Below are 15,804 nucleotides of genomic sequence, written 5' to 3'. Positions count from 1 at the left end.
TTCTTGGTCCCAATCCTCTTTCTCCCACAGGTGAAGATAGTAGTCTTTTCTACATTTATGAACAATTCCTTTTACCTTCGCATAATACTTCTCAAGCATTTGCTTTCCCCCTTTCTCTGCTTGTAGTTTAGCAGAGAAAGGAGGAAAGAGGGGCTTTGGTTCCTGTCTTGTGTTTTTTTGAGTCTGTAATGTTATGGAAGTTGTAAATGTTGACAAGTGAGGTCGAAAAAAGACAACGATTTGAATCCTTGTCTTTTACCTTTTATCCGTATTAGCGAAACAGATCTACAATGGTATCCCAGACAGTCTGAGCTTTTTCTTTAATTTTAGCATCCGAAATCGCTCTTCCTGCTTCATCGACCAGATTTTGCGCCCGTCCACGAATATCTGATAGGATATCATCAGACTGTGCACTAGTATCACTGGTAGTTTGTTTAGGTGTATTTTCTGGTGCAATACCATTCATTTTATATGCATTTTCAACTGTAAAGGTGCTACCTGGTGTATATGGTAGGATAGTTTCCGCCATACTTCTAAAAATGTGAGCAGCACCATTCGAAGTTGAACCTGCTAAATAGTGATTTTCATCAGTAGTTGGGAAACCAAGCCAATGGCTAATCACTAAATCAGGGGTATATCCAATCACCCATTGATCACTGGTATATTCTGGGTTAAAGGCTGCCTCTGTTGTTCCTGTTTTTCCCGCCATTACATAATCATCTGGAGACGAACTGACCCCTGTACCATTTGTAAAAGTACCTAACATCATACTGGTCATTTTATCAGCTACCGATTTGTCAACCACTCGTTTTTGAGTATTTTTATGAGTAGCAATCACTTGACCACTAGCATTTTCAATACGGGTGATAAAGTGAGCATCCGGCATGAGTCCTTCATTTGCAAACACTGCGTAGGCTTGGGCCATCTGAAGAGGGTTAGTTTCTACGCCACCACCTAAAGCTACTCCAAGCACACGATCTACATCGCTCATGTTGAGACCAAACTTTTCACCCGCTTCAAAGGCTTTATCAATTCCAAGTTCTTTAACAGTAGCTACTGCAGGTAAATTTAGAGATTTAGCCAAAGCTTGATACATGGGTACTTCTCGTGATGTCTTGATTCCTGCGTAGTTGTCTACTTTATAATCACCATATTGCATGGTATGATTATCCAACTCCTTATTAAGAGACCAACCCGCTTCAACCGCTGGTGTGTACACTATCAAGGGTTTAATAGTCGACCCTGGGCTTCTTTTTGATTGGGTTGCATAGTTAAAATTCCTGAAACCTGTCTTATCATCCCCTGCCACTCGACCAACAACTCCTCGAACTCCACCCGTTTTTGGCTCCAAAGCGACACTACCAGACTCTGCATGTGTCCCATCTTCAGCTGTCGGAAAGAGCGAAGTATTTTGATAGATAACCTGCATATTTGCTTGGTAATTTTGATCTAGCTCCGTATAAATTCGATAACCGTTATTAACGATTTCTTCCTCTGTTAGATTATACTTTTCAATAGCTTCATTAACAACTGCATCAAAATAAGAAGGATAACGGTAGTCTGATATTTTCCCTTCATAACTATCTTTCAATTGAGAAGCCATATCAACACTTGCTGCTTCTGCTTCCTTATTTTTATCAAGGTAGCCGGCAGCCACCATATTTTGTAAGACAGTATCTCTTCGATTAGTTGAATGCTCAATGGAATTCAGAGGATTGTACAATTCTGGGCCTTTAAGCATGCCTGCTAAAGTGGCAGCTTCATCAAGAGTTAATTCCGATGCCGAAACTCCAAAGTACTTTTTACTAGCATCCTCAACACCCCAAACTCCATTACCGAAGTAGGCATTGTTCAAATACATGGTTAGAATTTCTTTTTTACTGTATTTTTTGGTTAATTCTAAAGCAAGAAAGAATTCTTTAGCCTTTCTCTGAACAGTTTGGTCTTGTGAAAGATAAGCATTTTTCGCTAACTGTTGGGTAATTGTAGAACCACCACCCGAGCGACCAGCTGTTAGGATAGCTAGGAAAAAGCGACTATAGTTAATTCCACTATTTTTATAGAAGCTTCTATCTTCTGTCGCAATAACAGCATTCTGCAAATCTTCACTAATTTCCGAAAGTTCAACATAGGTCCCTTTTTGGCCTGACAAGGCACCAGCCTCATTCTCTTCTCTGTCAAAAATCACCGTTCGTGTTTTCAAAGCATTCTGTAAGTCTGTAACATTTGTCGATTTAGCCAAGGCAAATAGATAGACCCCAACAAACAAACTTGCACTTAGTCCGAGAATTAGAAAGATTTTGGTCAGATGATAGCGACGCCAAAATTTTCGAATAGGTCCGACTTGCCCAACTTTCTTTCGCCCACCTCTTGACCGTCTTAAATTAGTGGAGGTATTTTCTTCATTATTAGCTTCGTCGATTTCTATTTCTTCCATTTCAGCTTCTTCTTTTTTAAATAAAGAAAGAAACTTTTCAAATAATGTATCTAATTTCATGCGTTTATTTTATCATCTTCCCCATAGGAAGACAAGAATTTAGCTAGTTTCTCTATCCAAATAATCTATTTTTTGTTACAATATCTGTATGAAATTTACCTTTGTTATCCCTGATTCTCTTCCTGAAATGACTGTCAAAATCTTCTTGGAGGAGCAACTACTCATTCCGAGAAAAATACGGCATTTCTTGAGAATTAAAAAGCACATTCTCATCAATCAAGAAGAAGTCCATTGGCATCAAACTGTCAAAGCCGGAGATGAATGTCAACTGATTTTCGATGAGGAAGATTATCCTACAAAAGAAATTGTTTGGGGGAATCCTAATCTTGTTCAAGAAGTTTACCAAGACCAACATTTGATTATCGTTAACAAACCTGAAGGTATGAAGACTCACGGCAATCAACCAGATGAGATTGCTCTTCTCAACCATGTCACCGCCTATGTAGGACAGACTTGCTATGTCGTTCATAGACTAGACAAAGAAACAAGTGGACTCGTACTATTTGCTAAGAATCCATTTATACTGCCCATCCTCAATCGATTATTGGAGAAAAAAGAAATCTCCCGCGAATACTGGGCTCTGGTTAAGGGAAAAATAGGAACTAAAGAACTTGTCTTTCGAGACAAAATCGGTCGCGATCGTCACGATCGTAGAAAACGAGTTGTGGATCAAAAAAATGGTCAATATGCTGAAACTCATGTAACTCGATTGAAACAATTTCAAAACAAGACCAGTCTTCTTCGTTGTCGATTAAAAACAGGACGTACTCATCAGATTCGAGTTCATCTATCTCACCACGGTCATCCAATCCTTGGAGACCCTCTCTACAATCCACATTCAAAAACTAAGAGACTAATGCTTCATGCATTTAAACTATCCTTTGTTCACCCTCTGACCTTAAACAAATTAAGCTTTACTGCACTATCAGACACATTTGAAAGAGAATTAAACCAAAATGGATGACACTATCATCCATTTTTTCTTATAGATACCAAAAAAGCAAGACCAGTTGGCCTTGCTTTTATCGACTCAAGAATTATTTAGCGATTTTAGCGAAGTATTCAAGAGTACGTACAAGTTGTGCAGTGTATGACATTTCGTTGTCGTACCATGAAACAACTTTAACCAATTGTTTACCGTCAACGTCAAGAACTTTAGTTTGAGTTGCGTCAAACAATGATCCGTAAGACATACCTACAACATCTGAAGATACGATTGGATCTTCTGTGTAACCGTATGATTCATTGGCTACTGCTTTCATAGCTGCATTCACTTCATCAACAGTAACGTTCTTTTCAAGAACAACTACCAATTCAGTTACTGAACCAGTTGGTGTAGGAACGCGTTGTGCAGCTCCGTCAAGTTTACCGTTCAATTCTGGGATTACAAGACCGATAGCTTTAGCAGCACCAGTTGAGTTAGGTACGATGTTAGCAGCACCAGCGCGAGCACGACGGAGGTCACCTTTACGGTGTGGTCCGTCAAGAATCATTTGGTCACCAGTGTAAGCGTGGATAGTAGTCATCAATCCTTCAACAACACCGAAGTTATCTTGAAGAGCTTTAGCCATTGGAGCCAAGCAGTTTGTAGTACATGAAGCACCTGAGATAACTGTTTCAGTACCGTCAAGAACGTCGTGGTTAGTGTTAAATACAACTGTTTTAACATCTGATCCACCAGGAGCAGTGATAACAACTTTTTTAGCTCCACCTGGGTGCAAGTGTTTTTCAGCAGCTGCTTTAGTAGCAAAGAAACCAGTTGCTTCAAGAACGATTTCTACACCGTCGTTAGCCCAGTCGATTTGTTCTGGATCACGTTCAGCAGAAACTTTAACAAATTTACCGTTAACTTCAAATCCACCTTCTTTAACTTCCACAGTTCCGTCGAAACGACCTTGAGTTGTGTCATATTTCAACAAGTGTGCAAGCATAACTGGATCTGTAAGGTCGTTGATGCGAGTAACTTCAACACCTTCTACGTTTTGGATACGGCGGAAAGCAAGACGACCAATACGTCCGAAACCGTTAATACCAACTTTAACTACCATTAGTGATTTCCTCCTTATGAAAATCATGAAAATTTTATTGTGAAAAGAGTAACTTGAATCACTACAAATCACCTTTCAACATACCTATTATATAACTATTTGAGTTTAATTGCAAGCGCTGGCCTTGTTTTTCTGATAAGCTTTGGTAATATTTTCATTTCTTTACTTAGCCTTGCAACCTACTCCAATTCTATGCATTTCTTAATAAAAATATATTCTCTAAGCATAAAAACCGAGGTTTACCCTCGGTTTTGGCTGATAATCAATTATTTACGACGTCCTGGACGTTCTGCATAACCATAATAAGCATCTGCCATGATTTCTTCCATGTCAGCTACCATCGGCAAGCGTGGGTTAGCAGGTGAACATTGATCCTCATAAGCAAGCAAGGCAATTTCATGCAAGCTGTCTTTCCAAGCTTTTTCATCAATTCCTTGATCCTTGAAGTTCATCTTGATACCTACTGCAACACCAAGTTCGTAAACCGCTTTAGCGTATGCTTCAACTGCTTCATCTGGAGTTGAGTGAGGCAAGCCAAGCATTTTCGCGATGTCTTGGAATTTCTCATCAGCTTTCCAGTAGTTATATTTAGGCCATGTAGTAGTCTTAGATGGACGAGTTCCGTTGTAACGGATAACGTATGGAAGCAAGATTGCATTTGTACGTCCGTGAACAGTGTGGTGAACCGCACCAATCTTATGGGCCATTGAGTGACTCATACCAAGGAAGGCATTGGCGAAGGCCATACCAGCCATTGTAGAAGCATTATGCATTTTTTCGCGAGCTTCTGGATCAGCTGTCTTAACTGATTTTTCTAACCATTCGAAGACAAGCTTGATTGTTTGAAGAGCGATACCATCTGTATAATCATTAGCGAAGTTTGAAGTGTAAGCTTCGGTAGCGTGAGTCAACACGTCCATACCTGTATCGGCAGCGATGAAGTCAGGAACTGACTCAACCAAAGCAGGGTCAACAATGGCAATAGTCGGTGTCAATGAGTAGTCAGCCAATGGGTATTTGCGGTTGTTTTTCTTATCAGAGATAACGGCAAATGGTGTTACTTCTGAACCTGTACCTGAAGTTGTTGGAATACCAATGTATTTCGCTTTCTTACCAAGTGATGGGAAGCGGAAGGCACGTTTACGGATATCCATGAATTTTTGAACCAAGTCACGGAAGTCGATTTGTGGTTGTTCGTAGAAGAGCCACATTACTTTAGCCGCATCCATTGGAGAACCACCACCAAGTGCGATGATTGTGTCTGGTTCAAATTTTCGCATCACTTCAGTTCCACGTTCTACAGTTGTGATATCTGGATCTGGTTCAACGTCTGAGAAGACTTGGACAGTTACACGGTTGCTACGTTTGTTCAATTGGTCGATAATGCGTTGAACGAAACCGAGTTTTTCGATAGATTTGTCTGTAACAATCATAACGCGTTCAATATCTTCACATGTTTGAAGGTATTGGATAGAATTGCGTTCGAAGTAAATTTTTGAAGGAACTTTAAACCATTGCATATTATTTCTACGTTTCCCTACTTTCTTGATGTTTAGAAGGTTGATCGCGCTCACGTTATCACCAACTGAGTTGCGTCCGTATGAACCACATCCAAGTGTCAATGATGGGATGAAGGCATTGTAAACGTCACCGATACCACCGAAAGTAGATGGAGAGTTCCAGATAATCCGCATAGCTTTGATTTCTGTACCAAAACGTTTAGCAAGCTCTTCGTCTTTTGTATGGATAGCTGCTGAGTGACCAAGTCCATTGAACTCAACCATTTGGCGAGCTTTTTTAAGACCATCTTCTGTATCTTCGGCTTTTAGGACAGCGATAACTGGTGACAATTTTTCACGAGTTAATGGTTCTTTTGGTCCTACTTCTGCACATTCTGCAGCCAAGATGTTTGTTCCTTCTGGAACAGAGAATCCAGCTTGCTCAGCAATCCATGCAGCTGGTTTACCAACGATGTTTGCATTTAGTTTAGCACCAGCACAGTTTTTGCTGTTAGCTTTCACACCGAAGCAGAATTCTTCGAGAAGAGCTTTTTCTTTTTTGTTTACGAAATAAGTGTGATATGACTTGAATTCTTCAACAAATTCATCATAAACTTCTTTATCAATGATAACTGCTTGTTCTGACGCACAGACCATACCATTATCAAATGATTTAGACATAACGATGTCGTGAGCAGCTTGACGGAGGTCGGCAGATTTTTCTACATAAGCAGGAACATTCCCGGCACCTACCCCAAGTGCTGGCTTACCACATGAGTAAGCAGCTTTAACCATGGCATTACCACCAGTTGCGAGGATAGTCGCAACACCTTCGTGGTTCATAAGTGCTCCAGTTGCTTCCATTGATGGTTCTGTAATCCATTGAACACAGTTTTCAGGAGCACCAGCTGCAATCGCTGCGTCACGAACAATTTGTGCTGCGTGTGCTGATGATTCTTGTGCTGATGGGTGGAAAGCGAAAACGATTGGGTTACGTGTTTTCAAAGCAATCAATGATTTGAAGATAGCTGTTGAAGTTGGGTTTGTTGTTGGAGTGACACCGCAGATTACACCTACAGGTTCTGCAATTTTAGTCAAACCTGTAATTGGGTCCTCTTCAATAACTCCAACTGTTTTAACGCCACGCATATTGTTTACTACGTGCTCACAGGCAAAAAGGTTTTTTGTTGCCTTATCTTCGAATACCCCACGTCCAGTTTCTTCAACTGCATGTTGTGCAAGAATTCCGTGTGCATCAAGTGCTGCAACCGAAGCTTTTGCCACGATATAGTCAACTTGCTCTTGGTTCAACTTGCGCATCTCATCAAGCGCAACCAAGGCTTTTTTCACGAGACCATCGACATGCTTTTCAGCAGCAAGTTGTTTTTCCTCAGGTGTTACTGTTTTTTTATCAGCCATATTATCCTCCATAGCCTTTAAGGATTTTATCCTTTGTTAATTTTTTCACAAGTCTATTATAACTCTTTTTTAAACATTTGTAAACAGTTTCATGAGTATTTCACAAACTTTTTTTATTTGTTTGTGAAAACAATTTCAAACATACCCACACATGCACTTTTTCACTTAAAGTTTGTGAATTATTCCATGAAAGTTTTATTTTTCACAAACTTAGTTGTAAAACAGTCTTGTAAGCCGTTTTTATTTCCGTGTAAGCGCTTTCTGTTATTCTGGAAGAATACCTCCTTCTAGGAGGAGGTTATTGTGCTTGTTGAAATAAACCTTGTTTGAAGTCCCCTTCATAGACTACTTCTTGTTCGGTAGTCAGTTTTCCTTTTCCTTCAGCTTGGCCATTTACAAAGTCTCCCTCATATACCCAACCTGCTTTAGCTTGGTAGGTACCTTTACCATTGAAGGCACCATTGCTAAATTCTCCAGTATAGGTATCACCGTTTGAGAAGGTAACAGTGCCCTGACCATTCATCTTACCACGAACTAGGCTCCCGTCATAAATAATAGCATCGTTATCAAGCTTAAGAACGCCCTGTTTTGGAAGATTTGTCAGAAATACGAGACCTGCGCAGACAACAATGACGATTACTGTCGCAATTTCTAGTCGAGGACGTGTCAAATAGACACTGTATTTTTCATAGAGTTTCTTTATATTTTCCATTTTCACTCTCATTTTCTAAGCGACCTAACCAAGCCTGGCAACCAGTTAAAACTCGGTCATAAGTTTCTTCAAAATCACCTGTATACCATGGGTCTGGAACGCTTTCAGATGCAAACGCTTGGATCTTATCTTGTTGATCTTGTGGGCACATCTGATATAAGTCAGCAAGGTTAGACTCATCCATCCCAATGATATAGTCAAAATACTCAAAGTCATTTTTAGAAATTTGTTGGGAAGTTTTCGAAGTATCATAAGGAACGCCATGGCTTCGAAAGATTTCTTGTGTCCCTTTGTGGATCGGATTACCATGTTCCCAGGAAGAAGTCGCTCGGCTTTGAACCTCATACTTATCGGTCAAGGATTTCATCACAAATTCCGCCATAGGACTGCGACAAATATTACCAAGGCAAACAAAAACAACTTTTTTCATCATTGTCCCTCATCTTCATAGAAAAAGGGGTATAAGATTAACCCCGTTTTATTCTTCAATAGCACTGCCTTCTTCGATAACTGCACCTTCAGGTGTGACAGCTTCTTTGACTGGCAAAACTGTTCTAATTGCACCTAATTCGAAAGTCAAGTATACTCCGTCTACATCAAGTACAATCGTTTTGTTTTCAGTATCAACTTCGTCAACTGTACCGTAGAGACCACCGATAGTGATGACTTCGTAGCCTTTTTGAAGTTTGTTGAGGCTCTCCATACGTTTTTCAGCTTGTTTTTTTTGAGAACGTTGCATGAAAAACATCAAGCCAAACATCAAAACAAGCATAATCAAGAATGTTAAATTCCCACCCATTATTTTTTCTCCTTTGTAATTCAGATAAAACTACTATATCAAATTTCACTTGTTTTTACAAGATTGCACCTTGATTTTAGGTCAATAAAAAACCAGAGCAAATGCCCTGATTTTTCTTATTTCAAGTTGTTTACAAGTTCTACTAAGTTTTCAACTGTAAATCCATATTCTGCTAAAACTTTTGGTGCTGGGGCAGATGCTCCAAAGGTATCAATACCAAGAACTGCTCCATCAAGACCAACGTATTTATACCAGTTTTGAGTTGCTCCCATTTCAACTGCTACACGGCGACGAACTGCATTTGGTAGAATCTCTTCTTTGTAGGCTGCATCTTGTGCATCAAATACATCTGTAGATGGCATGCTGACTACGCGAACTTTCCCACCTTGACTTGCCAATTCTTTAGCGGCTGCTACTGCTAAGTTCACTTCTGAACCTGTTGCAATCAAGATAGTGTCAAAGTCTGCTGCATTTTCATATACAACATAAGCTCCTTTTGCAACCTTGTCAAAGTCTGTTCCTTCTTCAACAGTCAAGTTTTGACGAGTCAAGACAAGAACAGTCGGAGTTTTCTCGCTTTTGACAGCTTGGTACCAAGCTGCTTGAGTTTCACGCGCATCTGCTGGACGGAAAACATTGAGGTTTGGAATCGCACGAAGACCTGCCAAGTGCTCAATTGGTTCATGAGTTGGACCATCTTCTCCGACTGCAATTGAATCGTGGGTGAAGACATAAGTTACAGGAAGACCTTGTAGAGCTGACAATCGAACCGCTGCCTTAAGATAGTCTGAGAATACGAAGAAAGTTCCACCATAAACTCGAAGTCCACCGTGAAGAGCCATTCCGTTCAAGACAGTACCCATTGCAAATTCACGAACACCAAACTGGATGTTACGATTTAAGCGATTTGCATCATCTTGAAGTCCATCAGTTTTGATGTAAGTCATATTTGAATGAGCAAGGTCAGCTGATCCACCGAGGAAGGTTGGCAATTTAGCAGCTACTACATTCAAAGCATCCTGACTTGAGTTACGAGTTGCTTGAGAGAAGCCATTTTCTAAAGCTGGGAAGTCTTCTGGAGTCAATTCAACTGGATCGCGTCCTTCGATGATTGCTTCCACTTCTGCAGCAAGTTCTGGGTGAGCTTCTTTGTAATCTGCGACTAGTTTTGTCCATGCTTCGTATGCTGATGCGCCACGGTCTGCAACATTTTCTTTGAAATCAGCATAAACTTCTGCTGGGATTTCAAACGGTTCGTAGTCCCAACCAAGGGCTTGGCGAGTTGCTGCAGTTTCATCCGCTCCAAGAGGAGCTCCGTGCACAGCGTTAGTCCCTTGTTTGTTTGGAGAACCATAACCAATAACAGTTTTCACTTCGATCAAAGATGGTTTTCCTGAAGCCTTAGCTTCTTCGATAGCTGCATGAATAGCTTCTAAGTCTGTTCCATCTTCTACCAAGGCTGTATGCCAACCGTAGGCATTGTAACGATCGCGAACACTTTCTGTGAATGAATCTTTTGTCTCACCATCCAAGTTGATATCATTTGAATCATAAAGAACAACCAACTTGTCAAGCTTTTGCAAGCCTGCATAAGAAGCAGCTTCGCTTGAGACACCTTCCATCAAGTCACCATCTCCACAGATAACGTAAGTGTAGTGGTCAAAGATGTTATAACCTTCACGGTTGTACTTAGCTGCAAGGAAACGTTCTGCTTGTGCAAAACCTGTCGCAGTCGCAATCCCTTGTCCTAGAGGACCTGTTGTTGCATCAACCCCTGCAGTATGCCCAAATTCTGGGTGACCTGGAGTTTTAGAGCCCCACTGACGGAAGTTCTTTACTTCATCCATGCTCACATCTTCAAAACCAGAAAGGTGGAGAAGGGCGTAGAGGAGCATTGATCCGTGACCAGCTGAAAGAATGAAACGGTCGCGGTTAATCCAGTTTGGTTGAGCTGGATTGATACGAAGTTCTTTAGTGAATAGGCTGTATGCCATCGGTGCAGCTCCCATAACCACCCCTGGGTGACCTGAGTTCGCTTTATTGATAGCGTCAATACCTAGAAAACGAATCGCATTAACAGATAGATTTGACATAGAATTTCCTTTCTCTTTGAGGTGATAGGTCTATCACATATTCTATTTGTACTATTATATGAAAATTATCCGTATCGTGCAACATACGGATAACCTCCAGAAAAAATTTTTATATTAAAGCAAGGCTTTGAATTGGATATTTGAGTCTTGTTCGAAGCAGTCATCAAAACCACGTGGGTGATGGTATTCTATTAAGTGTTGGTCTTGAGGATAAGTGTATTTACCACCAACTTCCCAGATAAATGGATGGAAATCGTATTGCAAGCGATCTTTTCTCATTTTCCAAAGTTCTAGGATTTCATTGGTAGAAGCCATGAAGTTAGACCAGATATCATAATGAACTGGGATAATGACTTTGGCACGTAGATTTTCTGCCATGCGAAGAAGGTCGATTGAAGTCATTTTATCTTGGATACCTACTGGGTTTTCACCATAGTTATTCAAAGCAACATCAATTTTGAAGTCTTTACCATGTTTCGCAAAGTAGTTAGAGAAGTGTGAATCCGCACCATGATAGATGGTTCCACCTGGTGTTTCAAAGACATAGTTAACAGCTTTTTGAGCCATTTCTTCATCTGTAACAGCCAACCCAGCAAGTTCACCGCCTGTTTCGTCAGCTCCATTTACTGGTAGAGTTACCAAGCAAGTACGGTCAAATGATTCTACTGCATGAATCTTCATGTCTTTTAGTTCGATAGTATCACCTGGTTTGACAACGATGATTCGTTCTTTTGGAACACCCCAGCTTTCCCAGATTCGACCACAATGGTAAGGACCGATAAACTTAACATGATCTAACTTAGGATTGTTGAGAATTGCTGCAGCTGTGTATGGGTCGATATGGTCACTATGGAAGTGTGAAACCAAGTAGTAGTCGAGTTCATTGATAGCAAATGGATCGATAACCATTGGTTGAACACGCAAGTTTGGTTGCAATTTACGAACACCTGCCATATTTGCCATTTGGTGTCCACGAACCATATCTTTCACTTTTTTGGTTGATTTTCCACGGTTTGACCAAAGGTCCATGACAACGTTAGCACCACCTGGTGTCTTAATCCAAGTACCACAGTTGCCTAGCCACCACATGGCGAAGTTGCCTTCAGGCACGACTTCTTCTTCGATTTCTTCATTCAACCATGTTCCCCACTCTGGGAAAGTAGCTAAAATCCATGATTCTCTCGTAATTTCTTTTACGTTTGGCATTTGAAATCCTCCATATTTTGTTCAAGTATTTATTTCATACTTAGTATAACACCGACCGATATATTAAAAAAGACCAAGAAAAACACAGGTTTGTGTTCATCATTGGACTGTGATGTTTATGATTCATCTAAAAAAGCTTGGATGACTAATTCTTGATTGATTAAAAGTTGAATTTCTTCTTGTAATTTTGCCGCTGCATGTTTATCCGATATATAGGTGCCGATAATGGTTGATAGATTTTCCTTGAAGGTTCGACCGTCTTTTCTAAGAACCTTATTCTTCATAAAGTCTGTCATGCGTAAAATATCTTCTGCCTCAAGTATAGGATTTACCTTTAAAACCGGGAAATGACTCTCAAGTTCATCGTTGGTTGTGATCAGTAAATCAACCTGAGTAATATCCTCTACGCTTTTGAACTGCTCAGTTGTAAAGACTGCCCCTATCTGTTCATTTGGAAGATAGAAGCGACACTGTTTGAGTAAAAGTTTAGAGACGCCCACTCCTTCATCACACACAATATAAATCTTCTTGGTATTGTTTTGAATCGATGGAGTATACTTTAAAAAACCTCCAACATGAATGGTCAAATAGGCAATCTCATCATCCGTCAATCGAATCTGCCAAGCTTCTTCTAACACTTCTGCACATTTTTTTGTAATTACGAAAAGTTCACTATACTTAGAACGAATCTGACGTGTCAAAGGATTTTTTGAGAAAATACCATAGTTCTTTCTGAATAATAGCGCCTTACAATGAATCACAAGATTCCTCAATAAGTCTTCTTTCTGTTCAATTTCCATTCTGGTTTGGGATTCAAAATACCAAATAAACTCTTCTAAAGCCATTCTCAGATGTTGAAAATCTTTACTTTCTGCATGGATGTCTCGATCTTTTCGATAGGATAACAAAAGAATGGCTAACAGAGATCTATCTAATTCTGAAAATGAGATTCCAAATGTTTCAAACAAGCGCTCTCCTAGTTTTTTGGATACCTGATATTCAATTCTCTTTCGAATCAATGAAAACTCTTGCTCAATTTCTTGATGTTTGTCCTGATTACGAGTAACGGTATCACATCCAAGTAGAAGATAGGGGAGGACCTGTAACATAAAAGTGACTTCGTGATGGTTTATTTTTTTCCCCAAATCCTGCTCAACCAACGGAACCTGTTTTTTGAGAAATTGATTGACCTCATCGGAAAGAAGCATCTCACCGTCTAATCGTTCTTTGATTTTTTCCTCTAAAATAGCAACAAAGGCTGAATTTTCCTCCATAAAGATATGATAGAGAAGGGATTGAAGATACTGGATTTTATTAAGAGGATGTGCATTTAGATAGTAACCGCGAGATTTACTAACTTGAAGCGTTACTTGATACTGCTCTAGTGTCAGCTGGTAACGAATAGTATTTAAATCATTTAGGACCGTATTTCGAGAGACTTCTGTTAATTCCATGAGTTTTTCAAGCGTGATTCTCTCTTTAGAAATACCAATCAGAAGGAGCATCAGCTGCATCCGCTCGTTGGCACTCATGATGTAATCATAAGAATCAACTTCGTCTAATAATTGACGACAAGCTTCTCTTTGTTCCTCGGTCAAGTAAATACCAATCCGAGGCAGACTGATGATATGCAAATTCTCATCATCCAAAGCATCATTGATTTTATCAATGTGATAGTAGATTTTTCTTCGAGATTGAGCTAGATCTTTCGAAATCGTCATAATCGTTTTGGACGTTTCTTGATCCATCAAATATTGAAGCAAGTCACAGCTCGCCTTATCTAAAACCATAATTCATACTCCTCTATTTGTCAATCGCTTCCAAAACAACTTTATAATGGTATCACATTCGTACAGACTTTGCAATTATATGCTGTAAACTCCTAACAGTGGATACTTACAACTACAAAAGCGAGGCTTGGATCGAAAGGTCCTAGCCTCTTTTCAATTCAATTTCTTATTTCTTTTGACCGTAATAAGCATTTGGTCCATGTTTACGTTGGTAGTGTTTTTCTAGGATGTACTGAGGAGCAGGTTCAACTCTTGGATTGATTTGCTCTGTAAAGCGATTCATCTTAGATACTTCCTCTAGTACAACAGAGTGATAGACAGCATTCTCTGGGTTTTTGCCCCAGGTGAATGGGCCGTGATTACGTACAACAATCCCTGGTACTTCAACAGGATTGAGACCACGACGTTCAAACTCTTCGACGATAACTAGGCCAGTATCTTTTTCATAGGCTACTTCTACTTCATCCTTAGTCAAACTACGAGCGCAAGGAATTGAACCGTAGAAATAATCCGCATGGGTTGTTCCATAGAAAGGAATATCACGACCTGCCTGAGCCCAACCAACGGCTTCAGTCGAATGGGTATGGACCACACTAGCAATCTCTGACCAAGCCTTATATAACTGCACATGAGTTGGAAGGTCAGAAGATGGTCTTAAATCTCCTTCTAGAACCTTGCCATCCAGGTCAGTTACCACCATATTTTCAGGTGTCAATTCGTCATAATCCACACCTGATGGTTTGATAACAATGACACCGAGTTCGCGATTGACTTCCGATACATTGCCCCAGGTAAATTTAACAAGTCCATGTTTTGGCAATGATTGATTGGCATCACAGACTCGTTTACGCATATCATTAATTACTTGATTCATCTTACATCAGACCTGCTTTCTTAATAAGTGGGTAGAGAAAGGCTTGGGCCTCTTGAATGGCTGCGCGTGTTTCTTCTACAGTTTCACAATTTTCAGACCACATTTCGATTAGAAAAGGACCATTATAATTGGTTTGCTTTAAAATATCGAAAGCTTCTTCCCATTTGACACACCCTTGCCCAAAAGGTACATCTCGGAATTGACCCTTTGAACTTTCTGTCACTGCATAAGTATCCTTGAGATGGAGAGCTGCAATTGCATGATGGCCGAGATAAAATTCACTGTAAACATCATTATGCCATGCAGACACATTACCAATATCTGGATATACAAAGAGGTAGGGAGAGTCAATCTCTTTTTCTACAGCCAAGTATTTTTCGATGCTATTGATGAAAGGATCATCCATAATTTCAATAGCAAGTACCACCTGAGCTTCTTCAGCCCAGTCACAAGCTTTTCTCAAATTTTTGATAAAACGTTGGCGTGTCTGGGGTGACTTTTCCTCATAGTAAACATCGTAACCAGCTAATTGAATCGTACGAACTCCCAAATCTTGAGCTAATTCGATACATTTTTTCATGAGTTCCAGAGATTTTTCCTCTAGAACTGGATCATTCGATCCCAATGGGTAACGACGATGGCCTGAAAAACAGATAGAGGGAATACGAACACCAGTTTCATAAATCGCTTTGACAACTTCCAAGCGCTCTTCCTTGCTCCAGTCAAGTCTTGCTAAGCGCTCATCACGTTCGTCAATAGACATCTCGACAAAATCAAAGCCTAACTCCTTGGCAAAATTTAAACGTTCTAGCCAAGTAAAGTGTGTCGGGGTTGCCTTTTCATAAATTCCAATTGGACGTGCCATGG

General features: G+C 40.1%; 12 protein-coding genes and 1 pseudogene. 1 reads left to right on the top strand and 12 read right to left on the bottom strand.

The genetic code is table 11. From position 1 onward, the window contains the following. Window positions 1-99 (bottom strand): annotated as a pseudogene (locus tag O3658_RS05895) (sigma-70 family RNA polymerase sigma factor); the annotation flags it as partial. A gap of 172 nt (window positions 100-271) precedes the next feature. Further along, window positions 272-2,497, bottom strand: a complete 2,226-nt coding sequence (pbp2a, locus tag O3658_RS05890) for a penicillin-binding protein PBP2A (protein WP_371559986.1) — start codon at window positions 2,495-2,497, stop codon at window positions 272-274. 88 nt (window positions 2,498-2,585) lie between these two features. On the opposite strand from pbp2a, the gene O3658_RS05885 reads away from it, so the two are divergent. After that, window positions 2,586-3,461 carry an RluA family pseudouridine synthase gene (locus tag O3658_RS05885; RefSeq protein WP_371559984.1) on the top strand — a complete coding sequence of 292 codons (876 nt, stop codon included), beginning with the start codon at window positions 2,586-2,588 and terminating at the stop codon, window positions 3,459-3,461. Window positions 3,462-3,534: 73 nt separating this feature from the next. Here O3658_RS05885 and gap read toward each other — a convergent pair whose 3' ends face one another. The 10 genes from gap to O3658_RS05835 all read right to left on the bottom strand — a co-directional run bounded on the left by gap (window position 3,535) and on the right by O3658_RS05835 (window position 15,802). Further along, a complete protein-coding gene (gene gap, locus O3658_RS05880) occupies window positions 3,535-4,545 on the bottom strand; it encodes a type I glyceraldehyde-3-phosphate dehydrogenase (RefSeq protein ID WP_045762475.1) in 1,011 nt (336 codons plus the stop codon). Between the two features lie 266 nt (window positions 4,546-4,811). Further along, window positions 4,812-7,463 carry a bifunctional acetaldehyde-CoA/alcohol dehydrogenase gene (gene adhE / locus O3658_RS05875; RefSeq protein ID WP_371559982.1) on the bottom strand — a complete coding sequence of 884 codons (2,652 nt, stop codon included), beginning with the start codon at window positions 7,461-7,463 and terminating at the stop codon, window positions 4,812-4,814. A gap of 298 nt (window positions 7,464-7,761) precedes the next feature. Next, the gene (locus tag O3658_RS05870; protein ID WP_075230982.1) at window positions 7,762-8,175 is read right to left on the bottom strand and encodes an MORN repeat-containing protein; all 414 of its coding nucleotides are present in this window, start codon (window positions 8,173-8,175) and stop codon (window positions 7,762-7,764) included. Beyond that, the gene (locus O3658_RS05865; RefSeq protein WP_371559990.1) at window positions 8,150-8,605 is read right to left on the bottom strand and encodes a low molecular weight protein-tyrosine-phosphatase; all 456 of its coding nucleotides are present in this window, start codon (window positions 8,603-8,605) and stop codon (window positions 8,150-8,152) included. The genes O3658_RS05870 and O3658_RS05865 overlap by 26 nt, the downstream gene beginning before the upstream one ends. Before the next feature lie 48 nt (window positions 8,606-8,653). Continuing rightward, window positions 8,654-8,974 carry a preprotein translocase subunit YajC gene (gene yajC / locus O3658_RS05860; protein ID WP_000509386.1) on the bottom strand — a complete coding sequence of 107 codons (321 nt, stop codon included), beginning with the start codon at window positions 8,972-8,974 and terminating at the stop codon, window positions 8,654-8,656. A 116-nt stretch (window positions 8,975-9,090) separates the two neighbouring features. After that, window positions 9,091-11,067: a transketolase gene (tkt, locus tag O3658_RS05855; protein WP_070458897.1), complete on the bottom strand. Its 1,977-nt coding sequence runs from the start codon at window positions 11,065-11,067 to the stop codon at window positions 9,091-9,093. 114 nt (window positions 11,068-11,181) lie between these two features. Beyond that, a complete protein-coding gene (gene ulaG / locus O3658_RS05850; RefSeq protein WP_316108501.1) occupies window positions 11,182-12,273 on the bottom strand; it encodes an L-ascorbate 6-phosphate lactonase in 1,092 nt (363 codons plus the stop codon). 116 nt (window positions 12,274-12,389) lie between these two features. Beyond that, window positions 12,390-14,063 carry a transcription antiterminator gene (locus tag O3658_RS05845; protein WP_371559979.1) on the bottom strand — a complete coding sequence of 558 codons (1,674 nt, stop codon included), beginning with the start codon at window positions 14,061-14,063 and terminating at the stop codon, window positions 12,390-12,392. A gap of 166 nt (window positions 14,064-14,229) precedes the next feature. Continuing rightward, the gene (locus O3658_RS05840) at window positions 14,230-14,937 is read right to left on the bottom strand and encodes an L-ribulose-5-phosphate 4-epimerase (RefSeq protein ID WP_371559977.1); all 708 of its coding nucleotides are present in this window, start codon (window positions 14,935-14,937) and stop codon (window positions 14,230-14,232) included. A 1-nt stretch (window position 14,938) separates the two neighbouring features. Next, window positions 14,939-15,802, bottom strand: a complete 864-nt coding sequence (locus O3658_RS05835) for an L-ribulose-5-phosphate 3-epimerase (protein WP_006153346.1) — start codon at window positions 15,800-15,802, stop codon at window positions 14,939-14,941. Between the last annotated feature and the right edge of the window lie 2 nt (window positions 15,803-15,804).

Source organism: Streptococcus sp. 27098_8_69, assembly GCF_041432445.1.
Lineage (GTDB): Bacteria > Bacillota > Bacilli > Lactobacillales > Streptococcaceae > Streptococcus.
Note: the sequence above shows the minus strand (reverse complement) of the source record. Positions and strands in the feature narration are given on the sequence as shown.